The organism is Pseudomonas sp. W2Aug9 (assembly GCF_023127755.1).
Taxonomy (GTDB): Bacteria; Pseudomonadota; Gammaproteobacteria; order Pseudomonadales; family Pseudomonadaceae; genus Aquipseudomonas; species Aquipseudomonas synxantha_A.
The window spans coordinates 13,022-38,214 of sequence record NZ_SPKL01000027.1 but is presented as its reverse complement, the minus strand read 5'-3'; the positions used below and the strand labels follow the sequence as shown (position 1 = coordinate 38,214).

The following is a 25,193-nucleotide window of genomic DNA, read 5'->3' as shown; positions in this document are numbered from 1 at the left end:
GCGGGGCCTGGGCTGCGAGGTCACGGTGCTGGAAGCGGGGCCGCGGCTGGCCGCCCGGGCGCTGCCGCCAATGATCAGTGAAGCGCTGTTGGCGCTGCATCGTCAGCAGGGTGTGGACGTGCACTTGAACGTTGCCCTGGAGTGCGTCCACGCCGACGCCGTGCAACTGGTCGATGGGCAACGGGTGCCCTGCGACCTGGTGGCGGTCGGTATCGGTATGCAACCCAACATTGAGCTGGCGGCGGCGGGAGGGCTGGAAATAGGGCAGGGCATTCGGGTCGACGCGTGCCTGCGCACCAGCGCACCGGATATTTACGCGGCGGGGGATGTCTGTGAGTTTCGTCTCGGCGGCGTCTATCAGCGTCAGGAAACCTGGCGCAACGCCGAGGCCCAGGGGCGTCACGCTGCGTTGAATCTGTTGGGCAAAGAACTGCCGTTCGAGAGAGTCCCGGGTTTCTGGTCCGACCAATTCGACTGGGGTTTGCATTCCGTCGGGGCGATGACTGCGCGGTCGGTCAGCCGTGCGTTGCCCGACGGTGGCCTGCTGCTGTTTTGCCTAGACACCAACGCCCGATTGCAAGGCGCTTTCGGCTGGGCTCCGGGCAACCGCGCCGCCAGGGACATCAAGCTGTGCGAGCGCTTGATCACTGCAAGCATTGCGCTTGACGTGGCGAGCCTGGCAGATGCCGATACGTCCCTCAAACACCTGCTGCGAGGTTGAGATGCACCAACTCCTGGTATTCCAATCACTATGGGCCATGCAAACCGAGCCCGGCAGCCAAGAAGCGCAACTGGACCGCATCGTCGCCGCCGGTTTTGACGGCATCACCGACCATTACTGGACGCCGGCCGCAGTCTCGCGCTTGTACGCTGCCGCCACGGCCAGAGGCTTGCAGATCGAAGGTCAACTGTTCCCGCAATCGGTGGATGATCTGGCCAGGGCATTGGAAGTGATCGGCCGCTACGGTTGTCACCACCTCACCCTGCAAGCCGATGTGCGCCCGCGTACCCAGGCCGAGGCGGTCAGGCTGATCGAAGGCTGGCAGCGCCTGGCCGAACAGGTGGACTTCCCGATCCTGCTGGAAACCCACCGTTATCGACTGACCAACGACCTGCTGTTCACCCTCGACCTGTTGGCACAGATGCCCGACCTGAAACTGCTCGCAGACCTGTCCCACTACGTCGTCGGCCGCGAGTTGCCAGAACCCGGAGCCTTGGAAGACGACGAGCAGATACGCACGATCCTGCGCCATAGCTGGGGCTTTCATGGCCGCATCGCCAGCAGTGAGCAGGTGCAGGTTGGCCTGGATTTTCCTCAGCACCAGCCTTGGGTCGAGCGCTTTACCGGCTGGTGGCGCTATGGGATCGACGACTGGCTGACCCGTGCCGACGCGCCCCAGAGCCTGCCCTTCACCTGCGAACTGGGCCCGCCACCCTATGCGATCACCGATGCAGAGGGTCGGGAACTCACTGATCGCTGGGCCGAGGCGCTCAAGATGAAAGCGCTGATTCGCCAGGTGTGGGCCAGTTGTCACGGCTGATCTGCTAACCTGCGTCGGTTCAAACCGACCTTAGTCTATGGATCTGCCTGATGAAAACCTGCCCTGTCCAGCCGCCTCTCGAACCGCAGTCTGTGTGCCACCCGATCACCAGCAGCGCGATTTTCATGGTCGCCACCCTGGCCCCCGATGCAGTTGAAAACGTGCGTGGCTGGTGCGCCGACATCGCAGGCCTTGTGCGTTCGGTGGGCAAGCGCGTGCCGTCGGGCAACCTGACCTGCGTCTGCGGGTTTGGCTCGGATGCGTGGGACCGGCTGTTCGGCGCGCCTCGCCCGGCGTCGCTGCATCCGTTCCGCGAATTCGGTGTAGAAGGGCGCAAGGCGGTGTCGACCCCGGGCGATATCCTCCTGCATATCCGCGCCGAGCAGATGGACCTGTGTTTCGAGCTGGCGACCCAATTGATGGCTGCCTTGGGCGATAGCGTCAAGGTGGTGGATGAGGTCCAGGGTTTCCGCTATTTCGATATGCGCAGCATCATCGGTTTTGTCGACGGCACCGAAAACCCGGTAGGGCGCAAGGCCGAAAGATTCACCCTGGTCGGTGACGAAGACCCTCAGTTCGAGGGCGGCAGCTACGTAGTGGTGCAGAAATACCTGCACAACATGAGCGCCTGGAATGGCTTGACGGTAGAAGCCCAGGAGAAGGTAATCGGGCGCACCAAACTGGCAGATATCGAACTGGACGAAGAAACCAAGCCGAGCAACTCCCACAGCGCCTTGACCGTCATCACTGACGAGAACGGTGAGGAAGTGAAGATCCTGCGCGACAACATGCCCTTCGGCCGCCCCGGTGCCGGCGAGTTCGGCACCTATTTCATCGGCTACGCACGCTCGCCGCAGCCTCTGGAGCAGATGCTGGAAAACATGTTCGTTGGCCGCCCGGTCGGCAACTATGACCGCTTGCTCGACTTCAGTACCGCCGTGACTGGCGGCCTGTTTTTCGTGCCCTCGGCCGACCTGCTCGAAGCGCTGGCCGACCGCGAACCGGCGGCTTAACTCAACAACCCGCTGCTGACCGCCACAATCAGGAAGATCCCCAGCAGCGCACGGTAGATCACGAACGGCCAGGTGGAGAAGCGCTCCAGGAACTTCATCAGGCCCCAGATCGCAAAGAACGCCGAGATGCTCGCCACCACCAGGCCGAAGATCAAGTGCGGCCAGGCGTGGGCAGGGAGGTCGGCGCGCAGCAGCACCCACAGTTCTTTCAAACCGGCCAGGGCAATGGCCGGCAGGCCCAGCAGGAAAGAAAAGCGCGCCGCTTCCTCACGTTTGAAATTCAGGAACAGCGCTGCGGTCAGCGTGGAGCCCGAACGCGACACCCCAGGAATCAACGCGCCGATCTGCGCCACCCCCACGATCAGCGCATCGCGCAAGCGCATTTGGCTTACGTCGCGGGTATGGCGGGCGCGCACTTCGGCCAGTGCCAGCAACACCGCCATCACCACGCAGGAAATGCCGATCACCATCAGCCCGCGCAATGGCGAGTTGCATGCATTCAGGGTCGAAGACAGCGCCAACCCGGCAATGCCAATCGGGATAGTCGCCAGCACGATCGCCACCGCCAGTTTGAACCACCGATCGTTATAGTCGCCCCGGCGCACCGCACTGATACTGCCGGTGGTGACCTGGCGCACATCCCGCCAGAAGTAACTGACCACTGCCGCCAGCGCGGCCAATTGCATGGCCGCCGAAAACGCCGAGCCCGGGTCTTGCCAGCCGAGCAGGGCGGGCACCACGCGCATATGGGCGGTGGACGACACCGGCAGCAATTCGGTGATGCCCTGGATTACCCCCAGGATGAAAATTTGCAGGTAATCCAGGGAGGCAAAGCCCACATCCAGGCCGGCGGTACAGACGTTGGTCACAATACGTGTCCTTGAGCGAAAGGTGGAAACCGGCGAAGTTTATTCTAAATGTTTCAGGAATTTGGCCAGGGCAACCGCTATTTGCATTCGGTTCAGCCAATAGAAAGGATTCGACAAGCCATTGGCGTGGCAGGCACTTTTGTGAACAATGGCGCCCTGCGTTTTTCCACCGAGAGCCCCATGCCTGAAACCACCGTTGAATTGATCCAGACCGGCCCTGAAGACGCCGAGCTGATTCGCAATCTATACCAGTACTACGCCTACGAGTCCTCGGACTGGGAACAGGAAGATGTTGAGGCCGATGGCCGTTTCTACATCCACGACGAGCATCTGGCCCGCTACTGGCACGACCCGCAGTGGAGCGCCAACCTGTTGCTGGTCGATGGTTATATCGCCGGTTTCCTGTTGATCGAGGGCAGCGAATTGCCCGGTATCGAGGCCCTGGAACTGGCCGACCTGTTCATCCTCAAGCGTTATCGGCGCAAAGGTATCGGCCGCGCCATTGCCAGCCAGGTACTGTGCAGCGGCGAGGCCAATTGGCTGGTGCGTTTCTATGATCAGGACGAAGTGTCCCAGGCGTTCTGGCGTACCGTGCTGGATACCCTGCCGCGCCCGGTGCAGACGATTGAACTGGAGGATGATCCGCAGCTGGTGAGCTACCTGATTACGCGGGTTTCGCTGCACTGACGGGCGGGTTGTGCTGAGGTTAAAGGCTTGCACACCGTAACTGATGCCCCGAGATCAAAATGTGGGAGGGGGCTTGCTCCCGATAGCGGTGGGCCAGTCACCTGATATTGCGGCTGACCCACCGCCATCGGGATCAAGCCCCCTCCCACAGATCGAACGCCAACAACTCGGCTACGCCCCTAGCCTGGATTGAACAACACCTGCTGCATCGCCTGGGGCGGCTGCCCGAATGCACGGAGGAACGCCTGGCGCATGCGTTCGCGATCACCAAACCCGGTTTCGCGGGCCACTACTTCCACCGGGTGGCGGCTGGTTTCCATCATGGCCCGCGCCGCTTCCACCCGCAGGGCTTCGATGGCCTTGGCCGGGGTTTGCCCGGTTTCTTCGCGAAACACTCGGCTGAACTGGCGCGGGCTGAGCCGGGCGACTTCGGCCAAGGCTTCTACCGATAAATCATGGGTTAGGTTTTCACGCGCATAGGCCAGGGCCAGTTGCACGCGGTCGGATTTGGGGTCCAGTTCCAGCAAGGTTGAGAGTTGCGATTGCTCGCTGCCGCGGCGCTGGGCTATCACCAGCTTGCGTGCGATGCGGCGCGCAAGGTCGCTGCCCAGGTCGTTCTCCACCATCGCCAGTGCCAGGTCGACCCCGGCGCTCATGCCGGCACCGGTCCACACCTGGCCGTCCACCACGAACAACTTGTCTTCTTCCAGGCGAATATCCGGGTAGCGCTTGCGAAACGCCGGCGCGTGGATCCAGTGGGTGGTGGTGCGTTTGCCGGCGAGCAGGCCCGCTTCTGCCAGCACAAAGATGCCCATGCATAACGAGGCCACCCGACGCGACTGTGCTGATGCTGCCTTGACCAGTTCCAGCAGGTTGGCCTCCGGCAGGCGAAACTCCAGGTAGCCGCTGACGATCAGAGTGTCATAACCCTCTGGGCGGATGGCGTTGGTATTGACTGAAAAGCCCTGGGAGGTCATCACCGCTCCGCCGCTTTCCGATACCAGGTGAAACTCATAGGCCGGCTCGCCCCGCAGCAGGTTGGCGCACTCGAACACCGAGCCCAGGCTAAGGCTCAACGACTGGAAATTCGGGTAAACCATCAGCGCAACGCTGTGCATTGCATCTCTCCAAGGGGCAGGGGAGAGGGGATTGTCGGCGTGTACCAGGCAAACGGCAACCGACTTTGGCGCATGTCCGGAATCCTTGCGGATATGACATTGTGAGTGGTTGCCTCGCTGCCTAACATGGCCCCAACGAACTAGACGACTGGTCTAATCGCACGGAGGCAAGCATGAGCAACGCAAGCAGCAGTGCACGGCAAGCGATTCTTGAACGTGCGCAATCCATCGTCGGTGCCAAGGGATTTTCCGCGGTGGGCTTGAACGAAATCCTGCACGCCGCACAAGTGCCCAAGGGCTCGTTCTATCACTACTTCAACTCCAAGGATGCGTTTGGCGTGGTGTTGCTCGATACCTATTTCGACCATTACGTCGAAGGCATGCAGCAGCTGTTGGATCAGCCGGGTTTAACCCATCACGCCAAGTTGATGCGCTATTGGCAAGGCTGGATCGACAACCACACTGGCTGCACCGATACCGGCAAGTGCCTGGCCGTCAAGTTGGGGGCTGAAGTCTCCGACCTGTCAGAACCCATGCGATTGGCGTTGCAGCGCGGTACTTCGCGCACCATCGAGTTACTCGCGCTGGCCCTGGAGCGCGGGGTCGAAGACGGTTCGCTCAGGTTCGAGCACGCTCCGCACAGCCTTGCCAAGCGCTTGTATGCGCTATGGTTGGGCACCAGCGTCATGGGCAAGATCACCCGTACCACTGCGCCGTTCTGCGAGGCGCTGCTGCTGACCCAACAGTTGTTGGGCGGCCCTGAAAACCCTGCTACTCACATCGATCGAGGCACTGGAAAATGAAAGTATTAATGGTACTGACCTCTCACGACCAGCTTGGCGATACCGGGCGCAAGACCGGCTTCTGGCTCGAAGAGTTTGCCGCCCCTTATTACGCGTTCAAGGACGCTGGCGCCGATGTGGTGCTGGCTTCCCCGGCCGGCGGCCAGCCGCCGTTGGACCCGAAGAGCGATGAACCGGATGCGCAAACCGAGCAGACAGCGCGCTTCGCCGCAGACCCGGCTGCGCAGCAGGCCCTGGCTACCACGGTGAAGCTGGAAACGGTCAACACCGCCGACTTCGACACCGTGTTCTACCCTGGCGGCCACGGCCCGCTGTGGGACCTGGCGGAGTCGCCGGTGTCCATCGCGCTGATCGAGGCGTTCGAACGGGCCGGCAAACCCATCGGATTTGTCTGCCATGCACCGGGTGCCTTGCGCCACGTCAAGGCAGTCAACGGTGAGCCGTTGATCAAGGGCCGCCGTGTGACCGGGTTCTCCAACTCGGAGGAAGCCGCGGTGGAGTTGACCGATGTCGTGCCGTTCCTGATTGAAGATGAATTCAAAAAACTGGGCGGCAAGTATGAGAAGGGTGCCGACTGGCAATCCTTTGTGATTACCGATGGCTTGCTGGTCACTGGGCAGAACCCGGGCAGCTCCAGCGACGTGGCCAAGGCCCTGCTGACACTCAGCGCTTAAGTTAATAAACCGAGGTACGCGCTGGCGACTCCCAGGAGTCGCCAGGGTTTTCGTTCGTTCTGAATTTGGAATATCCCCATGCCTGACTGCATTTTGAACACCCCGATAAAGCTGGGGCATCATCGCTTGAACAATCGCGTTGTGCTGCCGCCGCTGACACGCCAGCGCAGCGCCCAGCCGGGCAATATCGCCACCGACCTGATGGCCGAATATTACCGCCAGCGTGCCAGTGCCGGCTTCATGGTCAGCGAGGGTACGCAGATCGAACCGCGCGGCCAGGGCTACGCATGGACGCCGGGCATCCATACACCGGCGCAGATCGAGGGTTGGCGCAAGGTTACCGCAGCGGTACATGCCGAGGGTGGGGTGATCTTTGCCCAGCTATGGCACGTGGGGCGGGTGTCCCATAACGCCTTGCAACCTGGCGGCGCTGCACCGGTGGGGCCGTCTGCACTGCCGGCGCTGCAAGCCAAAGCCTTTATTGAAACCGGTCCGGGTGTGGGTGAGCTGGTGCAGCCACCCGTGCCTCGTGCGTTGAGCACGCTGGAAATCGACGAGTTGGTCGGGCACTACGCCCAGGCTGCTCGCAATGCCCTGGACGCCGGGTTCGATGGTGTGGAAATCCATGCGGCCAACGGCTATTTGGTCAATCAGTTCATCTCGGCCCACTCCAACATCCGTGAGGATGAGTACGGCGGTTCGCTGGACAATCGCCTGCGCTTGCTGCGCGAGATTGTCGAGGCGGTGTGCAAGGTGGTGGGGCCGCAGCGCCTGGGCGTGCGCTTTTCGCCGCTGTTCAGCGGTACCGATCAGGATCGGGTCTACATTGGCCTGGTGGAAGAGGACCCGCACCGTACCTATATCGAAGCGATCAAAGTGCTGGAAGCGTCGGGCATCGCCTATGTTTCCATCGCCGAAGCCGACTGGGATAACGCGCCGGACCTGCCCGAGACCTTTCGCCAGGCGGTGCGCAGTACCTTCAGCGGCAGGATCATCTACGCCGGGCGCTACACCGCCGAGCGCGGTGCTCGATTGGTCGAGGCTGGGCTGGCGGACCTGATCGCCTTCGGACGGCCGTTCATTGCCAACCCAGACCTGCCCCAGCGGATTTTCAATGGCTGGCCATTGAATGCGTTGAAGGCAGAGGGCTTGTATGGGGGGACTCAGGCGGGGTATGTGGATTATCCGGTGTATGCCGAACCGGAGTGACACACGCCCCTCCCACATTTGTGCCGAGTACCGTCAAACTTGGCCGGTCGCCAAGGATTGAGGAAAGCGCCTCACTCCACCCGCAACACAATCTTGCCAATGTGATCCCCACCTTCCATGCGCGCATGGGCCTGGGCGGCGTCGGTGTATGCATAGACCTTGTCGATGATCGGCAGGCAGCGCCCGGCGCTGAGCACCGGCCACACGTAGTCGCGTAGCTGTTCGGCAATCGCGGCCTTTTCTTCGCGGGTGCGGGCGCGCAGCAGGGAGCCGGTGATCACCGCGCGTTTGGCGAGGATGGTCAGCAGGTCGACGTCATGAGCCTTGCCGCCACCGAGGAAGCCGAGCATCACCAGGTGACCGTCCATGCCCAGGGCCTTGAGGTTGTTGTTCAGGTACGAGGCACCCATGATGTCGAGAATCACATCGACGCCTTTGCCATCGGTCTGTTGGGCAATGACCTCGGCAAACTCCTGTTCGCGGTAGTTGATCGGTTCGGCGCCCAGCTTGGCAATCGCGGCACATTTGTCTGCGCTGCCGGCGGTGGCGAATGCCTGGATACCGAACTCCTGGCAGAGCATCAATGCGGTGGTGCCGATGCCGCTGGTGCCGCCGTGGATCAAGGCGCGCTGGCCTTTATGGGCACCGCCGAGGCCGAACAGGTTGGCCCAGACCGTGAAGAAGGTTTCCGGCACGGCGGCGGCCTGAATCCAGTCCATGCCCGCCGGGACCGGCAGCGCCTGGCTGGCCGGCACCGCACAAAACTGCGCATAGCCACCGCCATTGGTCAGGGCACACACCTTGTCGCCCAGGCTGTATTCAGTCACGCCAGTGCCCAGCGCCACCACTTCACCGGCCACTTCCAGCCCGGGAATCGGGCTCATGCCGGGTTTCATCGGGTATTTGCCGGCGCGTTGCAGCGCGTCTGGGCGGTTGACCCCGGCGGCGTGCACGCGAATCAGAATCTCGCCTGGCCCGGCCACTGGCACGTCGGCGCGCCGTGGCTGCAAGACGTCGGGGCCGCCAGGCGTGGTGATTTCGATCAGGGTCATTTCTTGGGGGAGCGTCATGGAAAAGTTCCTGTAGCGATGAGCGTATGGGTTGGGACCGTAGCGCCGGGTCGGCAGTTCAGCAAGATCATGCCGGGTTCTTTCGGCAATGCAACGGCCTGGGGCAACAGCAGGATTTCAGCACAAGCCTGCAAGTGCGTCGGCGCGGCTTTGGACACACTGGCCGTCGATCATTATTGACGGACATAGGTGGCGTATGAACGAAGCGAGAAATCAGGATACCGGACTGTTGTTCCTGCGGGTCAGCGGGGCGGTGTTCCTGTTGTGTGTGCATGGGTTGCCCAAGCTGCTCAACTACGGCGAACAGTTGAAGCTGATCGAAGACCCGTTTCACCTGGGGGGCCAGGTCACCTTGCTGCTGGCGATCTTTGCCGAGGTGCTGTGCCCATTGCTGATCATTGCGGGCGTGCTGGTGCGCCTGGCGTGCGTGCCGATCCTGGCGGTGCTGGTCATCGCTTTGCTGGTGGTGCATCCAGAGTGGACGCTGTGGGAGGGGCAGTTCGGCTGGCTGCTGTTGATCATCTTTACCAGCATCCTCATTGCCGGGCCGGGGCGGCTGGTAGTGGTTCAGCGCTTTGCCTGAGCAAAAAAAGGCCGGGCGAACCCGGCCAAACAAGGAGAGGAGGTTGCAAGCGGTTCAGCGGCTGAGGAACGCCAACAGGTCTTCATTGAGCTGCTGGGTGTGGGTCGCGGCAAACCCGTGGGGTGCATCCTTGTAGACCTTCAGTTGCGCGCCGTTGATCATTTCGGCAGCCACCTTGCCGGTGGTTTCGAACGGCACGATCTGGTCGCCGTCGCCATGGATCACTAGGGTCGGCACGTCGATTTTGGCCATGTCCGGGCGGAAGTCGGTTTCGGAGAAGGCGCTGACGCAATCCACGGTCGACTTGAGCGAGGCAAGCATCGCGATCTGCAGGGTCTGGCTGAGCACACCCTCCGAGACTTGCTGGCCCTTGTTGATACCGAAGAACGGCGTATTGAAATCGCTGATGAATTGGGCGCGATCCTTCAACAGGCCGGCCTTGATGCCATCGAACACCTCGGTGGGGACGCCTTGGGGATAGTCGGGTTGCTGGCCGAAGATCGGCGTCACGGCACCCAGCAACACCAGGCCGGCGACACGAGCGCTGCCATGGCGGGCGATGTAGCGCGCCACATCACCGCCACCCATGGAAAAGCCCACCAGGGTCACGTCCTTCAGGTCCAGGTGTTCGATCAACTGCGCGATATCGTCAGCGAAGGTGTCGTAGTCGTTACCGGTCCAGGGTTGGTCCGAGCGGCCAAAGCCACGGCGGTCGAACGCGATAGTACGAAAGCCGCGGCTGCTCAGGTACTCCATCTGGTATTCCCACATGTCGGCATCCAGCGGCCAGCCGTGGCTGAACAGCACGGGCTTGCCGCTGCCCCAGTCCTTGAAGTAGATCTGGGTACCGTCTTTGGCAACGAAGGTGCTCATCTGAATCTCCTTGCTTGAGTTAAAAAAGCGCTGAAAAAACCGTATCACTATTGCCGTTAACCTGAGCCCAGGCTTGTATGGGTGTGCTCGCCTGAGGTTACCAACTGAACTTGAGTTCCATGCCCAGGTAGTTGCTGTCGTGCCCACCGGCATCACGCAGGGTCTGGCCAGCCGCGTAGTGCACGGCCTCGATTGCACCGCTGAGGTTGGAGGTAAACGCGTAGTCGGTGCGCACTTGGCCATAGGCGCCGGTCCAGCGTTGACCCTGGCCAGCCGTTCCGGCGACGGCGAGGTTGGGTTGGGTATAAACCGCGTCCGCGGTGGTCTGCCGCCACAACAGGCCGACAGCGGTTTGCACGCTCAGCTTGGCGATGGGTTTGACGGTGATTGATGGCTTGACGTGGATCAGGTTGCTGTAGCCCGTATAACCGGCCAGGGAAAAGTAGTAGCCGTTGGGGAACAGCGGGTTGAAGGTGCCGACGCGGCCATCACCGCGCTTGCGGTCACCGGAGGCGACATCCACTTGCAGGCCGAGGCGCGGTGTCCAGGCCAGCGTGTCGAAGGTGTAGCCGGTACGGCTGCCGCCGGCCCAGGCGCGGATCGCCTGGCTGCCCACCGACCCCTTTTGCAGCATGGCTTCGATATCCCAGTCGAAGCCCCGGGCCGCGCCGCCCAGGCGTACGTCGAGCAACTGGCGGGTCTCGTTGCCGTCGGCATCCAGGTAGTGGGCGGCACGGCGCTCGTAGACGCCGTAATAGGCCGACAACTCATTGCTGCCGCCCACCAGCCGCTCGACCCGCAGCATGTGGAAGCGCGCGTCACGATTGGATTTGTCGTCAAAGTGCCGGCCATCCTGGTACTGCACCGGTTGGCTGGCGATCCCGATAAAACGCCACTGGGGCGTTTCCCAATCGGCCCACAGCGCGTCGAAGGACTGGCGCACATTCGGGCCATCGCGCGACGAAATAAAGCGCTGCAAATCGAAGGCAAAGTCCTGGCGACCCGCCCGAGCCTTAAAGGTGCCGGCGCTGAAGGTCTTCACGTATTCGGCAAAGGCCAGGCGCAGGTCTACGCGGTTCTGGTCGGCGCCGCCGATGGTGGTTTTGTCATAGGCCCGTACATCTTCCAACTGGGTGAACAGCCGCCAGTGTTCGTTGAGGTGCAAGTCGGCGTGCACCTGAAAACGCTGGATCAGGTAGCGATCACGCGCTACATCGCGCACGCCGAAGCCGCTGGCGTCGTTCATCTCGAAGCGTTCGCGCAACGTCGCACCCATGGACAGGTAGGTGAACGGGTTGGCGGCGGACAGCGGGATGTACTTGAGGTTGTCCAACGGTTGCGTGCGCAATGCCGGATCCTTGAGCACAGACCAGTCTTCCTGCCAGCGATTGGCCTTGATGGCCGGGCGGGTCGGTTGATTGTCGGCATGTACGCTGCCCACCACCAGCGGCCACAGCACGGCCAGGCCCCAGCCTGTACGACGGATCATTTCGCCGCGATGAGTTGGTGAATTTCCGCGACGTAACCGCCCGGGAATTGCACCAATGCGCTGCGACGGCCTTTGCTGGCGAAGCTCGGCACCAGTACGGTAGCGCCCGAGCCCGTGGCTTTGGCCAGGGTGGCCGTCAGGTCGGCTACCTCATAGCCGGTGGTTTCATGGCCAAAGGGGTAGGGCAGTTGGCCGTTGGTCACCAGTACCGCCATACGCCCAAAGGGCGACGTGATTTCGACGCGTCGGTAAGTGCCGCCAGCCTGGCCCACCTCCACAGCAGGTGCGTGCTTGTCATCGGCTACCACTTTGCCGTGGGAGAAGCCAACGAACGCCTTGATAAAGCGGTCGGCGCGATCGGCGCTGAGGTACACGCGGTTTTCCGGCACCGTCTGGAAGGCGGCGTAGTCGGGAGCCTTGGTGTGCCAATACAGCTGCATGTTCACGCCGCCCGGCCACTGCACCACCGCATCGCGGCCGATGGGATCGGGAAAATCGCTGACGATGACCGCAGCGCCGTTGTCCCGAGCTGCCTTCAGGGCCACGTCCATGTCCTTGACCAGATAACCATTGCGCTCCTGGCCGAAAGGATGGGGGATGGGCGTGGTGAAGCCGAACAGTGACACCGTGCCGGCAGGGGTCTGCAACAGTTGCGAAGTGGTGCTGCTCGGCACCGGCAGCACATTGACCACCACCTGGGGCGTGCTCTTGCCCCCGAACGTGGCCAGGAAACTCTGGGCAAAACCCTCTACATCAGCGGGTGCTACATACACATGGCTGGTGTCGTACTGCGGCGCCACAGCCACTGCCGGCGTGGCCGCCCATGCGCTACACGCCATGGCCCCGGCCAGCAATGTCACGGCCAGGGTTACCGCCCTCACTTTTCTGTACATGCCTACTCTCCAGCGCTTTTTAGAAAGTCAAAAGCTTAGGGGACGGGCGGTGACGCCGATTGTATGGGCGTGCTTGGTTGAACGGTTCAGCGTCAATGGCATTGCCCGCACCTGTTGCGGTTCGCTGATCGGCCGTATCCAGAAAGCCCGGGAGATGCTGGGTCCTGCGCCGAACAGAGGATTGTCCGGGATGTGGAAATGATCGATATGCAGGGCATCAACGAGGCGTATAGCTTATCTTTAGCTGACCCACCGCTATCGGGATCAAGCTCCCTTCCACATGCACAGTGGGGTGTTCATTACAGTCGCGCCAGCCAGGAGGAGTCATGTCGACCGTTGTTCGTCTCGCCCAAGCAGCCGATGCCCAGGGCATCAGCCAGGTCATTCTGGCGGCCTTGCACAGCAGCAATGCACGGGATTATCCAGCAGATGTGATTGCTCGCGTCGCCACTCACTTCACGCCCGATGCGGTTCTGGAACTGCTCAACCGCCGTATTGTGCTGGTGGCTACCCAGGACCATTCAATCGTCGCCACCGCTGCCCTTGATGCCAACGTGGTGCGTTCGGTCTTCGTCAATCCCGAGCTGCAAGGGCAGGGTATCGGCCGTTTGTTGATGATCGAGATCGAACTGCGTGCCCGCGAAGCCGGGGTGACGGTGTTGAGTGTGCCGTCATCACTGACCGCCGAGCCGTTCTACAGCAAGCTGGGTTTTCACACCGTGCGCGATGTCTACCATGGCAACGAGCGCACGCTGGTCATGGAAAAGACCTTGCTGTCACGGCATCCCATCGGCCCCTACCGCGACCGGCAGCATCGCGCCCAAGTGATTGAGTTATGGCAGCAGGCGTTTGGCTATGACACCGCGCACAACCTGCCGAGCCTGGCGATTGACAAGAAGCTGGCGGTCAACGATGGGCTGTTCTTCGTGGCCACCGACAAGAAAACCGTGATTGGTACGATTCTCGCGGGCTATGACGGCCATCGTGGCTGGTTGTACTCGGTGGCGGTGCATGCCGACTATCGTCGCCATGGTTTGGGATCGTCGCTGGTGCGCCATGCCGAGCAGGCGTTGACGGCCTTGGGCTGCATGAAGATCAACCTGCAGATCACCGGCGGCAATGACGTTGTGGTGGGGTTTTATGAGGCGTTGGGGTATGGGGTGGAGCCGAGGATCAGTATGGGCAAGAAGATTGCAGAAAATATCAACGGTTGACGCGCATGACCGACGGCAACCTGGTCATGGCTGGTGAGCTTTATTTCTTCGCTTTTTTTCGTTTTTTTATGGCATAGGCTGTCATTTTGGCGAAAGCGTTGGCTACGTTCAGGTAAAGCGCCTTGTCATCGTTATCGTAGTCTCCATCGCCGTCGACGTCATCGGGTGCCGAGGCGGTATCGTAAATCCCGTCGTGCTTGCTGGATGACGCGTAAACGGCCCAATCAAGTTCGTTGTTAATGTAAGTTTCCATCACGATTTCTTTACTACCGTCATTCTCGAAATCTTCTGCGGACACACGTAATTCATAGATCGCCATGATGGGCTCCTGCTGGGTTTAGAAGGAGAGTTAACTTAGGTGTGCCGATTTTTACTGTCTACTGTCAATCTTCACAGGTGATTGCACATCCAGTAACCCACCGCATAAAAAAGGCCCATTCACCGACAGCGGTGAATGGGCCTTTTTCTGAAGTGGCAGGTTCAGATCATTTTCAAACCTTGACGATCCAACCCGCTGGCGCTTCAACGTCACCGGTCTGCACACCGGTCAGTTCTTTGTAGAGCTTCTGGGTAACCGGGCCGACTTCGGTTTCGCTGTGGAACACGTGCATCTTACCGTTGTGCTGGATGCCGCCGATCGGTGAAATCACCGCAGCAGTACCGCAGGCGCCGGCTTCCTTGAACTGGTCCAGTTTGTCGATGAACACTTCGCCTTCGACCACGTCCAGGCCCAGGCGGGTCTGGGCCAGTTCCATCAGCGACAGGCGGGTGATGCCTGGCAGCACCGAAGGCGACTTCGGCGTGATGAACTGGTTGTCGTGGGTGATCCCGAAGAAGTTGGCCGAGCCGACTTCTTCGATTTTCGAGTGAGTCATCGGGTCCAGGTAGATCGCGTCGGCGAAGCCGGATTTCTTCGCTTCAGAGCCCGGCATCAGGCTGGCGGCGTAGTTGCCACCGACCTTGGCGGCACCGGTGCCTTGCGGCGCAGCGCGGTCGAAGGTGGAGATCTGGAAGTTATGTGGCACCAGGCCGCCTTTGAAGTAGGCCCCGACCGGGATAGCGAACACCGAGAAGATGAACTCCGGCGCAGAGCGTACGCCGATATTGTCACCGGTGCCGATCACGAACGGGCGCAGGTACAGCGCGCCGCCACTGCCATACGGCGGGATGAAGCGCTCGTTGGCCTTGACCACTTGTTTGCAGGCGTCGATGAAGTCTTCGGTCGACACATGCGGCATCAACAGGCGGGCACAGCTGCGTTGCATACGTGCAGCGTTCTGGTCCGGGCGGAACAGGTTGATCGAACCGTCCTTGCAGCGATAGGCCTTCAGGCCCTCGAAGCATTGCTGGCCATAGTGCAGGGCGGTGGAGCCCTCGCTGATGTGCAGCACGTTGTCGTCGGTCAGGGTGCCTTCCTGCCATTCGCCGTTTTTCCAGACCTGGAGAAACCGCTTGTCGGTCTTGATGTAGTCAAAACCCAGCTTGTCCCAATTGATGCTTTCGTTACCCATGACACCCTCTATCTCTGGTCAAGTCGGATTTTTTTCTGGATGGGAGCAACAATACTGCATTCTTGGCTTGTGTGGGAGCGGGTGGGTGGACCATTGAGCCTTTGTATTGGCTGGTCCACCGTCATCGCGGGCAAGCCCGGCTCCTACATTTGACTGCATTCCAAATGTGGGAGCCGGCTTGCCTGCGATAGCGTCACCGCAGTTTCACAGATGCAAGGCGTGCCCCAGTGCCCGCAATGCCGCTTCCTGCACCGCCTCGCCAAGGGTCGGATGGGCGTGAATGGTGCCGGCCACATCCTCAAGGCGCGAGCCCATTTCCAGGCTCAGGCCGAACGCGGTAGACAGCTCGGACACCCCAGCCCCCACGGCTTGCCAACCGACAATCAGATGATTGTCACGCCGCGCCACCACCCGCACGAAACCGGCTTTGGACTCAAGCGTCATGGCCCGGCCATTGGCGGCGAACGGGAAGCTCGACACGATGCAGTCCAGCCCGGCAGCCTTGGCCTCGTCCGGGGTCTTGCCGACCACCACCAGTTCCGGGTCGGTAAAGCACACCGCTGGAATCGCGGCCGGGTTGAATTCGCGGGTCTTGCCGCTGATCAGTTCGGCCACCATTTCGCCCTGGGCCATGGCCCGGTGCGCCAGCATCGGTTCGCCGCTGAGGTCGCCGATGGCGTACACATTGCGCATGCTCGTCTGGCAGCGGCTGTCGATCTTGATCGCCGCGCCGTTCATGTCCAGGTTCAGCGCTTCGAGGTTCCAGCCTTGGGTGTTGGGTTTGCGCCCAACGGCTACCAGCACCTGGTCGGTGTCCAGCGCCAAGGTGTCGCCATTGGGCGCACGCACTTGCAGCTTGTTGTCGGCAAAGCCGGTGACACTGTGCCCAAGGTACAGCTTCACCCCGAGTTTCTTCAGGGACTCGGCCACCGGTAAGGTCAGCTCGGCATCGTAGGCGGGCAGGATATGTTCCTGGGCCTCGACCACACTGACCTCGGCACCGAGCTTGCGATAGGCGATACCCAGTTCCAGGCCGATATAACCGCCGCCCACCACAATCAGGCGCTTGGGCACGCGGGTCGGTGCCAAGGCTTCGGTGGACGAGATGATCGGCCCGCCAATCGGCAGCATCGGCAGGTTGACACTTTTCGAACCGGTGGCCAGCAGCAGGTGTTCGCACTGGATGCGCTGGTCGCCCACCTCGACAGTCTTGCCGTCGATAACCTTGGCCCAACCGTGAACGACCTGCACCTTGTGTTTTTTCAGCAGCGCGGCGACACCCGTGGTCAGGCGATCGACGATGCCGTCTTTCCATTCCACGCTTTTGCGGATGTCCAGGGTCGGCACATCCACTTCAATGCCCAGTTGTGAGCCCTGGCTGTGATGCACGGTCTGCTGGAACTGCTCGGCTACATGGATCAGCGCCTTGGACGGAATGCAGCCGATGTTCAGGCAGGTGCCGCCCAGTGCCTGGCCTTCCACCAGTATGGTGGGGATGCCCAGCTGGCCGGCGCGAATCGCCGCCACATAGCCGCCGGGGCCGCCGCCGATAATCAGCAGCGTGGTGTGCAATGTCTGAGTCATGCCCTTACTCCAGGAACAGGCTGGCGGGTTGTTCGAGCAGGCCGCGAATGGCCTGGATGAATTGCGCCGCGTCCATGCCGTCGACCACGCGGTGATCGAAGGAGCTGGAGAGGTTCATCATCTTGCGCACCACGATCTGGCCCTTGATCACCATGGGCCGTTCGACGATGCGGTTGACGCCAACGATGGCCACTTCCGGCAGGTTCAGCACCGGCGTGCTGACGATGCCGCCCAGGGCGCCCAGGCTGGTCAGGGTGATGGTCGAGCCGGACAGCTCTTCACGGCTGGCCTTGCCTGTGCGTGCGGCGTTGGCCAGGCGCACGATTTCTTCGGCAGTGCCCCACAGGCTGCGGGCTTCGGCGTGACGCACCACCGGCACCATCAGGCCCACGTCGCTTTGCGTGGCGACGCCCACATGTACCGCGCCGAGGCGGGTAATGACCTGGGCTTCGTCGTCGTAGCGAGCGTTGATCTGCGGGAAGTCGCGCAGCGCCACCACCATGGCCCGTACGATAAACGGCAGCAGGGTCAGCTTGCCGCGTGTCGCACCGTGCTTTTCGTTGAGATGCACGCGCAACTCGTCGAGGGCGGTGACGTCGATTTCTTCCACGTAGCTGAAATGCGCGGCGCGCCGGGTGGCGTCCTGCATACGCTGGGCGATCTTGCGGCGCATACCGATCACCGGGATCTGGTGTTCATCATTGCGCTCGGCGTAAGGGTTGGCGGCGCTGGCGCTGGTGGCCGGCCCCTGGTGCAGGTACGCCTCCAGGTCTTCGTGCAGAACCCGGCCCGCAGGCCCTGTGCCATGGACCAGGCGCAGTTGAATCCCGGCATCCAGCGCATGTTTGCGCACGGCAGGGGAGGCCAACGGGCGCTCGCTGGCTTCGCGGGCCACGGGCGCTGGTGGCGCGTTCACGGCTGGAGCCGGTTTGCTTTGAACGGGTGCCGTGACCGGTTTGGCTTCAACGACAGGCGCGGTCTTCATCGGTTCGGCAGCCACCGGCACATCCTTGGTGTTGCCTGCGCCTTCCACTTCAATGCTGATCAAAATACTGCCCACCGCCATGACTTCACCCGGCTCGCCGCCCAGGGAAATCACCTTGCCGTGGACGGGCGAGGGAATATCCACCATCGCCTTGTCGGTCATCACATCCGCCAGCACCTGGTCTTCAACCACCAGGTCGCCGACCTTCACATGCCACACCGACAATTCAACTTCCGCGATGCCTTCGCCAATGTCCGGCATCTTGATAACGTGCGTGCCCATTCAGACCTCCATGACCCGTTTCAACGCCGCGCCCACTCGGGACGGCCCTGGGAAATACGCCCACTCCTGCGCGTGCGGGTAGGGCGTGTCCCAACCGGTGACGCGCTCGATCGGCGCTTCCAGGTGGTGGAAGCAGTGCTCTTGCACCAGCGATACCAGTTCGGCGCCAAAGCCGCAGGTGCGCGTGGCTTCATGCACCACCACGCAACGTCCGGTCTTTTTCACCGACTTGACGATGGTTTCCAAATCCAGCGGCCACAGGCTGCGCAGATCGATGACTTCGGCGTCGATGCCGGTTTCTTCGGCGGCAACTTGCGACACATACACGGTGGTGCCATAGGTCAGCACCGTCACAGCCGAACCTGGGCGCACGATGGCAGCCACGTCCAGGGGCACGGTGTAGTAACCGTCCGGAACCTGCGCTTGCGGGTGTTTTGACCACGGCGTTACCGGGCGATCGTGGTGGCCGTCGAACGGGCCGTTATACAGGCGCTTGGGTTCCAGGAAGATCACCGGGTCATCGTTCTCGATGGAGGCAATCAGCAGGCCCTTGGCGTCGTAGGGGTTGGATGGCATCACCGTGCGCAGGCCGCAGACCTGGGTGAACACCGCTTCGATACTCTGGCTGTGGGTCTGGCCGCCGTAGATGCCGCCGCCGCAGGGCATACGCATGGTCAAGGGCGCGGTGAACTGGCCGGCCGAGCGATAACGCAGGCGCGCCGCTTCGGAAATGATCTGGTCGGTGGCGGGGTAGACGTAGTCGGCGAACTGGATTTCCGCCACCGGGCGCAGGCCATACGCACCCATGCCCACGGCTACGCCGACGATGCCGCTTTCCGAGATCGGTGCGTCAAACACCCGTGAGCTGCCGTATTTGGTCTGCAAACCTTCGGTGCAACGGAATACGCCGCCGAAGTAGCCGACGTCCTGGCCGAACACCACCACGTTGTCGTCACGTTCGAGCATCACATCCATGGCCGAGCGCAGCGCCTGGATCATGGTCATGGTGGTGGTGGTCATGGCGGTTTCCAGTTCGATGCTGTTGTTGTGGTCGTTCATGTCACACCCCCAACTCTTGACGCTGGCGCTTCAAGTGCTCCGGCATCTCTTTATAGACGTCCTCGAACATGGTCGCGGCGCTTGGAATCTGGCCACCGGCGAGGGTGCCGTACTGTTCGGCTTCCTTCTGCGCCTTGACCACTTCGGCTTCAAGTTCGGCACTGACCGCCGCATGTTCCTCTTCGGACCACTGGCCAATCTTGATCAGGTGCTGCTTGAGACGGGCAATCGGGTCGCCCAGGGGGAAGTGGCTCCAGTCGTCGGCTGGACGGTATTTGGACGGATCATCGGAGGTGGAGTGCGGGCCGGCGCGATAGGTGACCCACTCGATCAATGTTGGCCCCAGGTTGCGCCGTGCGCGTTCGGCAGCCCAGGCCGAGGCGGCATACACCGCGATAAAGTCATTGCCGTCTACCCGCAGGGAGGCGATGCCGCAGCCCACGCCGCGTCCGGCGAAAGTGGTGGCTTCACCGCCGGCGATGGCCTGGAAGGTGGAGATGGCCCATTGATTATTGACCACGTTGAGTATCACCGGCGCGCGGTAGACGTGGGCGAAGGTGAGGGCGGTGTGGAAGTCCGATTCAGCGGTGGCGCCGTCGCCGATCCAGGCCGAGGCGATCTTGGTATCGCCCTTGATCGCCGAAGCCATGCCCCAACCCACGCCCTGCACGAATTGGGTGGCGAGGTTGCCGGAAATGGTGAAGAAGCCCGCCTCTTTGACCGAGTACATGATCGGCAACTGGCGACCCTTGAGCGGGTCGCGCTCGTTGGACAGCAGTTGGCAGATCAGGTCTACCAGCGGCACGTCGCGGGCCATCAGAATGCTTTGCTGGCGATAGGTGGGGAAGCACATGTCGTCGATGTTCAAGGCCAGGGCCTGGGCGCTGCCGATGGCTTCTTCGCCAAGGCTTTGCATGTAGAACGACATTTTTTTCTGGCGCTGGGCGACCACCATGCGGTTGTCGAAGATGCGCGTCTTGAGCATGGCGCGCATGCCTTTGCGCATGATCTCGGTCGAAACACCCTCGGCCCACGGCCCGAGCGCCTGGCCCTGGTCGTCGAGCACGCGGATCAGGCCCTTGGCCAGGTCGGCGGTGTCGGCGGGTTCTACGTCGATGGCGGGTTTGCGTACCAGGCCGGCGTCGGTCAGACGCAGGTAGGTGAAATCGGTCTTGCAGCCTGGACGGCCCGAAGGTTCGGGAACGTGCAGGCGCAGCGGTGCATACGGCTGGGTCATGGCTTTCTACGCTCTATCTTGTGAATTTCTTGTAGTGGGCGCGCTAGCTGACAGTCAGTCTTCGGGTAGAAGAAATCTTGTCCTACAACAATCATAGGCGTGGCGTAGAAGAATATTTATCTGTGTTTCATTGCGCTCACCGTCATTTGCGGATAAAAAAACTGCATAAACATAATAAACAGGTGATTTTGTCTCATGCGCAAACTGGACCGTACCGATATCGGCATTCTCAACGCCCTGCAGGAGAATGCCCGCATCACCAACGCCGACCTGGCCCGCTCGGTCAACCTGTCGCCCACGCCGTGTTTCAACCGGGTCAAGGCGATGGAAGAACTGGGCCTGATTCGTGAGCAGGTCACGTTGCTGGATGCTGACCTGCTGGGGCTGCACGTCAATGTGTTCATCCATGTAAGCCTGGAAAAGCAGAATGAGTTGGCGTTGCAGCAGTTCGAAGGGGCGATCTCGGACCGTCCCGAGGTGATGGAGTGCTACCTGATGGCGGGTGATCCGGATTATTTGATCCGCGTGCTGGTGCCGACGATCCAGTCGCTGGAGCGTTTCATGATGGACTTTTTGACCAAGGTGCCGGGGGTGGCAAACATTCGCTCCAGCTTTGCCTTGAAGCAGGTGCGCTACAAGACGGCGCTGCCGCTGCCAGCCAACGGCATCAGCCTGGGCAACTGACTCAACGCGGTAAAAATGTGGGAGGGGGCTTGCCCCGATGGCGGTGTGACAGTCAACTTATGTGTAGCTGTTCCGCTGCTATCGGGAGCAAGCCTCCTCCCACATTTTTTTACTGTATTTCAAAGTTGGTTGAGGGGGATCTTCAGGTAGGTCACGCCGTTTTCTTCCGCCGGCGGCATATGCCCCGCCCGCACATTCACCTGGATCGCCGGCAGCAACAAGGTCGGCATTCCCAGCCCGGCATCACGCTGGGTGCGCATCTCTACAAACGCCGCTTCATCCACCCCATCGTGCACATGAATATTCCCCGCCCTTTGTTCCGCCACAGTGGTCTGGCACTTGGCCTCACGCCCCTCTGGCGGATAGTCATGGCACACATACAGCTTGGTATCCGAGGGGAACGCCAACAGCTTGCGCATCGATGCGTACAACTGCCGCGCATCGCCGCCGGGGAAATCGCAGCGGGCGGTGCCGACGTCGGGCATGAACAGCGTGTCGCCCACCAGGATCAAGCGGCCGTCGATCAAGTAGGCCATGTCGGCAGGGGTGTGTCCCGGCACATGCAGGGCTTGGGCTTTCAAACCGCCGATATGAAAGACCTCATCCGGCGCAAACAGGTGATCGAACTGCGATCCGTCGACGCGAAATTCCGGCTCCAGGTTGAACAGGTTTTTGAACACACCCTGCACCTTGCTGATCGATTCGCCTATCGCGATCTTGCCGCCCAGGGTGCGACGCAGGTAGGGCGCGGCAGACAGATGATCGGCATGAGCGTGGGTTTCCAGCAACCACTGCACCTGCAAGCCATGCTCGCGCACGAACGCGATCACCTTGTCAGCCTGGGCGGTATCGGTACGCCCCGACGCCGGGTCGTAGTTGAGTACCGAGTCGACAATGGCACAGGGGCCGCCATCCGCTTCATAGACGATGTAGGTATAGGTCGACGATGCGTCATCCAGAAAGGCTTGAATCAACGCTGGCATGGCGGCTGTCCCCAATGAAGAAAAAAGTGGTTACAATCAGTTTACGTTTACACATAATGTTTTGAGCTTAAGTGACATAAAGGACCCGAAGCAAATGGAATCTACCTTGAGTGAGGGCGAAGTCGCCCAGTTGCGTGCGTCGGCGTCCAAGGCTTGTTCCTTGCTCAAGGCCCTGGCCAATGAAGACCGACTGTTGATCCTGTGCCAGTTGACCCAGGGCGAGCGCAACGTCGGCGAGCTGGAAGCCCTGACTGGCGTGCGCCAGCCCACGCTGTCACAACAGTTGGGCATCCTGCGCGATGAAGGGCTGGTCGCCACCCGCCGAGAAGGCAAATACATTTTCTACGGGCTGGCCAGCCATGAAGTGATTCAAGTGATGAAGACCCTGTCCGGGCTGTATTGCGGCGCGGTCATAAAAAGCTGGGCGTGACGCCATCCGGCAGCGACCCTTGTGTGCATTGACTCAAAAAGGCAGTAGACAATGACCGAACAACACTGGGGACCGACCATCAGTGGCGATATCGTAGTCATCGGCGGCGGCTCGGCAGGCATCGGCCTGCTGGCCAGCCTGCTCAAGCGCGACCCGCAGCTGAACATCATCCTGATCGAGCCCAACGATTACCACTGCTACCAACCGGCCTGGACCCTGGTCGGCGGTGGTGCCTACGACCTGCAAAAGACCCGCCGCCCCCTGGCCGATGTGCTGCCCAATGGCGTCAGTTGGGTACAGGCCGCCGTCAGCGAAGTGCTGCCCGACGAGCAAACCCTGGTGCTCGACAGCGGTCAGCGCGTCACCTGGCAAAACCTCATCGTCTGCCCCGGTCTGCGCCTGGCCTGGGAGAAAATCGAGGGCTTGCCAGACACCCTCGGCCAGCACGGCGTCACCTCCAACTACAGCTATGAGCACGCCGCCTACACCTGGCAACTGGTGCAGCAACTCAAGGGCGGCAAGGCGCTGTTCACCCAGCCCGCCATGCCGATCAAATGCGCCGGAGCGCCGCAAAAAGCCATGTACCTGTCCTGTGATCACTGGCTCAAGCAGGGTGCACTGAAAAACATCGAGGTGGAGTTCAACCTGGCCGGCGCTGCGCTGTTCGGCGTGGCGACCTTTGTGCCACCGTTGATGAAATACGTCGAAAAATACGACGCGCGCCTGGCGTTCAATTCCAACCTGGTAAAAGTCGACGGCCCGGCGCGCAAAGCCTGGTTCGAAGTCAAGGACGCCGAAGGCAACGTGAGCGTCGAAGAGAAAACCTTCGATATGTTGCACGTCGTGCCGCCGCAGCTGGCCCCGGACTTTATCCGCGAAAGCGAGCTTGCCGACGCCGCCGGCTGGTGCGAAGTAAACCCCCACAACCTGCAACACCTGCGCTACCCGCATATCTTCGGCCTGGGCGATGTGTGCGGTACCACCAACGCCAAGACGGCGGCCGCGGTGCGCAAGCAAATCGTGGTGGTGGCCGAGAACCTGCTGGCCCTGCGCAAACAGGCGCCATTGCCGCTCAAATACGACGGCTACGGCTCCTGCCCGCTGACGGTGGAGAAGGGCAAGGTGGTACTGGCCGAGTTCGGCTACGGCGGCAAGCTGCTGCCGACCTTTCCCCTGGACCCGACTCGGGCGCGCCGTTCGATGTGGTTCCTCAAGGCCACGTTGCTGCCGTGGTTCTACTGGAACGGCATGCTCAAGGGCCGCGAGTGGCTGACCCGTCTGAGCAAGGTGGACTGAATGCTGCTGGCCAGTCTGTTGGGTGTATTGATGGGCCTGGTCATGGGCCTGACCGGCGCGGGCGGCGGCATCCTTGGGGTGCCGGCGTTGGTGCTGGGGCTGGGGTTGACGATGACCCAGGCCGCGCCGGTGTCGTTGCTCGCAGTGGGCGCGGCAGCGGCGGTGGGGGCCATCGATGGCTTGCGCCATGGCCTGGTGCGTTACCGCGCGGCGTTGTTGATCGCCTTGCTCGGCGCGCTGTTTTCGCCGTTGGGCGTGTTCGTCGCCCACCAACTGTCGGAGCCGGTGCTGATGGGGTTGTTCAGCGCGCTGATGGTGCTGGTGGCCTGGCGCATGCTGCAACGGGAAAAGCGCGAGGCGGGGCCGAGTGACCATGGCGCCGCTTCATGGGGCCAGAAGAATTGCATGCTGGATCAACAAACCGGGCGCTTCTCCTGGACCGCCAAGTGCAGCGCCACCCTGGCTGCGCTGGGAGCTGTGACGGGGGCTGTATCGGGCTTGCTGGGCGTGGGCGGCGGCTTCCTGATCGTGCCGGCGTTCAAACAACTGACCGACGTGCAGATGCGTGGGATCGTCGCCACGTCGTTGATGGTGGTCAGCCTGCTATCGCTGATCGGCGTGGCCGGTGCGTTTCATGCGGGCGTGAGCATCGAGCCGGTGGGCTGGGTGTTTATCGGCGCGAGTGTCGTCGGCATGTTGGCGGGAAGGCGGTTGTGTTCGGTCATCCCCGCGCGGGTGTTGCAAGTGGGGTTCGCCAGCCTGTGTGGGGTGGTGGCGATTGGCATGTTTGTCAGCGCGTTGCTCTGACGCGGTACCGGTGCACGGTCACGAAGTCTTGCAGTTGGTCGGGAACCTCCTCATTGGGTGCTGACACTCATTGAACGGCCGCAAGCGCCGGACTCCTCGACTACGCATGGGCGTTTTATGACAAGCATTACCGCTGCAAGTACGCATTTTTCGCTTCCCCTGCCGACAGATGAACATCCGTCATCACCTGTGACCGATGGCGTCGACACCTCAATGACGTCCCCTCGTCTCAGCCAGGATAGACCGATACCCAGCAGCCCGGCGCCCTCGCTGGGTAATCTGGGAGGCGCATTATCCTG

General features: G+C 61.5%; 26 protein-coding genes. 13 read left to right on the top strand and 13 right to left on the bottom strand.

Translation table 11 applies throughout. From position 1 onward, the window contains the following. The 3 genes from E3O56_RS16970 to E3O56_RS16960 form a co-directional block, all read left to right on the top strand. The coding region (locus E3O56_RS16970) for an FAD-dependent oxidoreductase (protein WP_248128588.1) at positions 1–721 on the top strand (721 nt) is incomplete at its 5' end. A gap of 1 nt (position 722) precedes the next feature. Then, a complete protein-coding gene (locus E3O56_RS16965) occupies positions 723–1,541 on the top strand; it encodes a xylose isomerase (RefSeq protein ID WP_032880446.1) in 819 nt (272 codons plus the stop codon). Positions 1,542–1,591: 50 nt separating this feature from the next. Continuing rightward, complete coding sequence (locus E3O56_RS16960; RefSeq protein WP_228308621.1) at positions 1,592–2,554, top strand: Dyp-type peroxidase; 963 nt, start codon at positions 1,592–1,594, stop codon at positions 2,552–2,554. Here the strand turns inward: E3O56_RS16960 and E3O56_RS16955 are convergent. Continuing rightward, positions 2,551–3,423: an undecaprenyl-diphosphate phosphatase gene (locus tag E3O56_RS16955; RefSeq protein WP_078821756.1), complete on the bottom strand. Its 873-nt coding sequence runs from the start codon at positions 3,421–3,423 to the stop codon at positions 2,551–2,553. The genes E3O56_RS16960 and E3O56_RS16955 overlap by 4 nt on opposite strands. 48 nt (positions 3,424–3,471) lie before the next feature. Here E3O56_RS16955 and E3O56_RS16950 point away from each other — a divergent pair, with 48 nt between their 5' ends. After that, complete coding sequence (locus tag E3O56_RS16950; RefSeq protein WP_032880453.1) at positions 3,472–4,110, top strand: GNAT family N-acetyltransferase; 639 nt, start codon at positions 3,472–3,474, stop codon at positions 4,108–4,110. Positions 4,111–4,289: 179 nt separating this feature from the next. Here E3O56_RS16950 and E3O56_RS16945 read toward each other — a convergent pair whose 3' ends face one another. Then, positions 4,290–5,228, bottom strand: coding sequence for a GlxA family transcriptional regulator (locus tag E3O56_RS16945; RefSeq protein ID WP_032880454.1), 939 nt, complete (start codon positions 5,226–5,228; stop codon positions 4,290–4,292). A gap of 173 nt (positions 5,229–5,401) precedes the next feature. Between E3O56_RS16945 and E3O56_RS16940 the strand changes: the two genes are divergently transcribed. From E3O56_RS16940 to E3O56_RS16930, 3 genes are all read left to right on the top strand, one after another. Further along, positions 5,402–6,031 carry a TetR/AcrR family transcriptional regulator gene (locus E3O56_RS16940; protein ID WP_248128587.1) on the top strand — a complete coding sequence of 210 codons (630 nt, stop codon included), beginning with the start codon at positions 5,402–5,404 and terminating at the stop codon, positions 6,029–6,031. Further along, a complete protein-coding gene (locus tag E3O56_RS16935) occupies positions 6,028–6,705 on the top strand; it encodes a type 1 glutamine amidotransferase domain-containing protein (protein WP_103735483.1) in 678 nt (225 codons plus the stop codon). Before E3O56_RS16940 ends, E3O56_RS16935 begins: the two co-directional genes overlap by 4 nt. 78 nt (positions 6,706–6,783) lie before the next feature. Further along, on the top strand, positions 6,784–7,914 hold the full coding sequence (locus E3O56_RS16930) for an alkene reductase (protein ID WP_228308620.1): 1,131 nt from the start codon (positions 6,784–6,786) through the stop codon (positions 7,912–7,914). 71 nt (positions 7,915–7,985) lie between these two features. On the opposite strand, the gene E3O56_RS16925 is transcribed toward E3O56_RS16930, so the two are convergent. Beyond that, a complete protein-coding gene (locus E3O56_RS16925) occupies positions 7,986–8,984 on the bottom strand; it encodes an NAD(P)H-quinone oxidoreductase (protein ID WP_032880463.1) in 999 nt (332 codons plus the stop codon). A gap of 196 nt (positions 8,985–9,180) precedes the next feature. On the opposite strand from E3O56_RS16925, the gene E3O56_RS16920 reads away from it, so the two are divergent. Beyond that, a complete protein-coding gene (locus tag E3O56_RS16920) occupies positions 9,181–9,567 on the top strand; it encodes a DoxX family protein (RefSeq protein WP_032880465.1) in 387 nt (128 codons plus the stop codon). A 54-nt stretch (positions 9,568–9,621) separates the two neighbouring features. Here E3O56_RS16920 and E3O56_RS16915 read toward each other — a convergent pair whose 3' ends face one another. From E3O56_RS16915 to E3O56_RS16905, 3 genes are all read right to left on the bottom strand, one after another. Beyond that, the gene (locus E3O56_RS16915) at positions 9,622–10,440 is read right to left on the bottom strand and encodes an alpha/beta hydrolase (protein WP_005789458.1); all 819 of its coding nucleotides are present in this window, start codon (positions 10,438–10,440) and stop codon (positions 9,622–9,624) included. A 97-nt stretch (positions 10,441–10,537) separates the two neighbouring features. Continuing rightward, complete coding sequence (locus tag E3O56_RS16910) at positions 10,538–11,929, bottom strand: alginate export family protein (RefSeq protein ID WP_148853563.1); 1,392 nt, start codon at positions 11,927–11,929, stop codon at positions 10,538–10,540. Further along, entirely contained in the window at positions 11,926–12,822 is an 897-nt protein-coding gene (locus tag E3O56_RS16905; RefSeq protein WP_248128586.1) for a glyoxalase, read from the bottom strand. The genes E3O56_RS16910 and E3O56_RS16905 overlap by 4 nt, the downstream gene beginning before the upstream one ends. A gap of 326 nt (positions 12,823–13,148) precedes the next feature. On the opposite strand from E3O56_RS16905, the gene E3O56_RS16900 reads away from it, so the two are divergent. Next, the gene (locus E3O56_RS16900; protein ID WP_148853561.1) at positions 13,149–14,036 is read left to right on the top strand and encodes a GNAT family acetyltransferase; all 888 of its coding nucleotides are present in this window, start codon (positions 13,149–13,151) and stop codon (positions 14,034–14,036) included. Between the two features lie 40 nt (positions 14,037–14,076). On the opposite strand, the gene E3O56_RS16895 is transcribed toward E3O56_RS16900, so the two are convergent. From E3O56_RS16895 to E3O56_RS16870, 6 genes are all read right to left on the bottom strand, one after another. Next, positions 14,077–14,355, bottom strand: a complete 279-nt coding sequence (locus tag E3O56_RS16895) for a hypothetical protein (RefSeq protein ID WP_248128585.1) — start codon at positions 14,353–14,355, stop codon at positions 14,077–14,079. Positions 14,356–14,527: 172 nt separating this feature from the next. Next, positions 14,528–15,547 (bottom strand): branched-chain amino acid aminotransferase, encoded by a 1,020-nt coding sequence (locus E3O56_RS16890; RefSeq protein ID WP_005789450.1) that lies wholly within the window; start codon positions 15,545–15,547, stop codon positions 14,528–14,530. A gap of 204 nt (positions 15,548–15,751) precedes the next feature. Then, positions 15,752–17,131 (bottom strand): dihydrolipoyl dehydrogenase, encoded by a 1,380-nt coding sequence (gene lpdA, locus E3O56_RS16885; RefSeq protein ID WP_103735478.1) that lies wholly within the window; start codon positions 17,129–17,131, stop codon positions 15,752–15,754. A gap of 4 nt (positions 17,132–17,135) precedes the next feature. Then, positions 17,136–18,398 (bottom strand): dihydrolipoamide acetyltransferase family protein, encoded by a 1,263-nt coding sequence (locus tag E3O56_RS16880; protein ID WP_248128584.1) that lies wholly within the window; start codon positions 18,396–18,398, stop codon positions 17,136–17,138. Next, complete coding sequence (locus E3O56_RS16875) at positions 18,399–19,457, bottom strand: alpha-ketoacid dehydrogenase subunit beta (RefSeq protein ID WP_005789444.1); 1,059 nt, start codon at positions 19,455–19,457, stop codon at positions 18,399–18,401. Between the two features lies 1 nt (position 19,458). Continuing rightward, on the bottom strand, positions 19,459–20,694 hold the full coding sequence (locus E3O56_RS16870) for a 3-methyl-2-oxobutanoate dehydrogenase (2-methylpropanoyl-transferring) subunit alpha (protein WP_005789442.1): 1,236 nt from the start codon (positions 20,692–20,694) through the stop codon (positions 19,459–19,461). 195 nt (positions 20,695–20,889) lie between these two features. Here E3O56_RS16870 and bkdR point away from each other — a divergent pair, with 195 nt between their 5' ends. After that, the gene (gene bkdR, locus E3O56_RS16865; protein WP_005789440.1) at positions 20,890–21,378 is read left to right on the top strand and encodes a Bkd operon transcriptional regulator BkdR; all 489 of its coding nucleotides are present in this window, start codon (positions 20,890–20,892) and stop codon (positions 21,376–21,378) included. Positions 21,379–21,497: 119 nt separating this feature from the next. On the opposite strand, the gene E3O56_RS16860 is transcribed toward bkdR, so the two are convergent. Continuing rightward, a complete protein-coding gene (locus E3O56_RS16860; RefSeq protein WP_032880479.1) occupies positions 21,498–22,361 on the bottom strand; it encodes an MBL fold metallo-hydrolase in 864 nt (287 codons plus the stop codon). 94 nt (positions 22,362–22,455) lie between these two features. Here E3O56_RS16860 and E3O56_RS16855 point away from each other — a divergent pair, with 94 nt between their 5' ends. From E3O56_RS16855 to E3O56_RS16845, 3 genes are read left to right on the top strand one after another with little or no spacing between them, the layout of a single operon-like run. After that, positions 22,456–22,791, top strand: coding sequence for a metalloregulator ArsR/SmtB family transcription factor (locus tag E3O56_RS16855; protein ID WP_005789341.1), 336 nt, complete (start codon positions 22,456–22,458; stop codon positions 22,789–22,791). Positions 22,792–22,842: 51 nt separating this feature from the next. Then, positions 22,843–24,087, top strand: a complete 1,245-nt coding sequence (locus E3O56_RS16850; protein WP_248128583.1) for an FAD/NAD(P)-binding oxidoreductase — start codon at positions 22,843–22,845, stop codon at positions 24,085–24,087. Next, the gene (locus E3O56_RS16845; protein WP_005789338.1) at positions 24,088–24,894 is read left to right on the top strand and encodes a sulfite exporter TauE/SafE family protein; all 807 of its coding nucleotides are present in this window, start codon (positions 24,088–24,090) and stop codon (positions 24,892–24,894) included. Positions 24,895–25,193 lie beyond the last annotated feature (299 nt).

What these genes read in the sequence shown, in the direction of transcription:
- E3O56_RS16940 (WP_248128587.1), top strand. Translation starts at nt 5,402, where the DNA reads ATGAGCAACGCAAGCAGCAGTGCACGGCAAGCGATTCTTGAACGTGCG.
- E3O56_RS16945 (WP_032880454.1), bottom strand. Translation starts at nt 5,228, where the DNA reads ATGCACAGCGTTGCGCTGATGGTTTACCCGAATTTCCAGTCGTTGAGC.
- E3O56_RS16850 (WP_248128583.1), top strand. Translation starts at nt 22,843, where the DNA reads ATGACCGAACAACACTGGGGACCGACCATCAGTGGCGATATCGTAGTC.
- E3O56_RS16875 (WP_005789444.1), bottom strand. Translation starts at nt 19,457, where the DNA reads ATGAACGACCACAACAACAGCATCGAACTGGAAACCGCCATGACCACC.
- E3O56_RS16860 (WP_032880479.1), bottom strand. Translation starts at nt 22,361, where the DNA reads ATGCCAGCGTTGATTCAAGCCTTTCTGGATGACGCATCGTCGACCTAT.
- E3O56_RS16915 (WP_005789458.1), bottom strand. Translation starts at nt 10,440, where the DNA reads ATGAGCACCTTCGTTGCCAAAGACGGTACCCAGATCTACTTCAAGGAC.
- E3O56_RS16920 (WP_032880465.1), top strand. Translation starts at nt 9,181, where the DNA reads ATGAACGAAGCGAGAAATCAGGATACCGGACTGTTGTTCCTGCGGGTC.
- E3O56_RS16925 (WP_032880463.1), bottom strand. Translation starts at nt 8,984, where the DNA reads ATGACGCTCCCCCAAGAAATGACCCTGATCGAAATCACCACGCCTGGC.
- E3O56_RS16960 (WP_228308621.1), top strand. Translation starts at nt 1,592, where the DNA reads ATGAAAACCTGCCCTGTCCAGCCGCCTCTCGAACCGCAGTCTGTGTGC.
- E3O56_RS16880 (WP_248128584.1), bottom strand. Translation starts at nt 18,398, where the DNA reads ATGGGCACGCACGTTATCAAGATGCCGGACATTGGCGAAGGCATCGCG.
- E3O56_RS16910 (WP_148853563.1), bottom strand. Translation starts at nt 11,929, where the DNA reads ATGATCCGTCGTACAGGCTGGGGCCTGGCCGTGCTGTGGCCGCTGGTG.
- E3O56_RS16895 (WP_248128585.1), bottom strand. Translation starts at nt 14,355, where the DNA reads ATGGCGATCTATGAATTACGTGTGTCCGCAGAAGATTTCGAGAATGAC.
- E3O56_RS16900 (WP_148853561.1), top strand. Translation starts at nt 13,149, where the DNA reads ATGTCGACCGTTGTTCGTCTCGCCCAAGCAGCCGATGCCCAGGGCATC.
- E3O56_RS16870 (WP_005789442.1), bottom strand. Translation starts at nt 20,694, where the DNA reads ATGACCCAGCCGTATGCACCGCTGCGCCTGCACGTTCCCGAACCTTCG.
- bkdR (WP_005789440.1), top strand. Translation starts at nt 20,890, where the DNA reads ATGCGCAAACTGGACCGTACCGATATCGGCATTCTCAACGCCCTGCAG.
- E3O56_RS16855 (WP_005789341.1), top strand. Translation starts at nt 22,456, where the DNA reads ATGGAATCTACCTTGAGTGAGGGCGAAGTCGCCCAGTTGCGTGCGTCG.
- E3O56_RS16905 (WP_248128586.1), bottom strand. Translation starts at nt 12,822, where the DNA reads ATGTACAGAAAAGTGAGGGCGGTAACCCTGGCCGTGACATTGCTGGCC.
- E3O56_RS16890 (WP_005789450.1), bottom strand. Translation starts at nt 15,547, where the DNA reads ATGGGTAACGAAAGCATCAATTGGGACAAGCTGGGTTTTGACTACATC.
- E3O56_RS16950 (WP_032880453.1), top strand. Translation starts at nt 3,472, where the DNA reads ATGTTTCAGGAATTTGGCCAGGGCAACCGCTATTTGCATTCGGTTCAG.
- E3O56_RS16935 (WP_103735483.1), top strand. Translation starts at nt 6,028, where the DNA reads ATGAAAGTATTAATGGTACTGACCTCTCACGACCAGCTTGGCGATACC.
- E3O56_RS16965 (WP_032880446.1), top strand. Translation starts at nt 723, where the DNA reads ATGCACCAACTCCTGGTATTCCAATCACTATGGGCCATGCAAACCGAG.
- E3O56_RS16845 (WP_005789338.1), top strand. Translation starts at nt 24,088, where the DNA reads ATGCTGCTGGCCAGTCTGTTGGGTGTATTGATGGGCCTGGTCATGGGC.
- E3O56_RS16930 (WP_228308620.1), top strand. Translation starts at nt 6,784, where the DNA reads ATGCCTGACTGCATTTTGAACACCCCGATAAAGCTGGGGCATCATCGC.
- lpdA (WP_103735478.1), bottom strand. Translation starts at nt 17,131, where the DNA reads ATGACTCAGACATTGCACACCACGCTGCTGATTATCGGCGGCGGCCCC.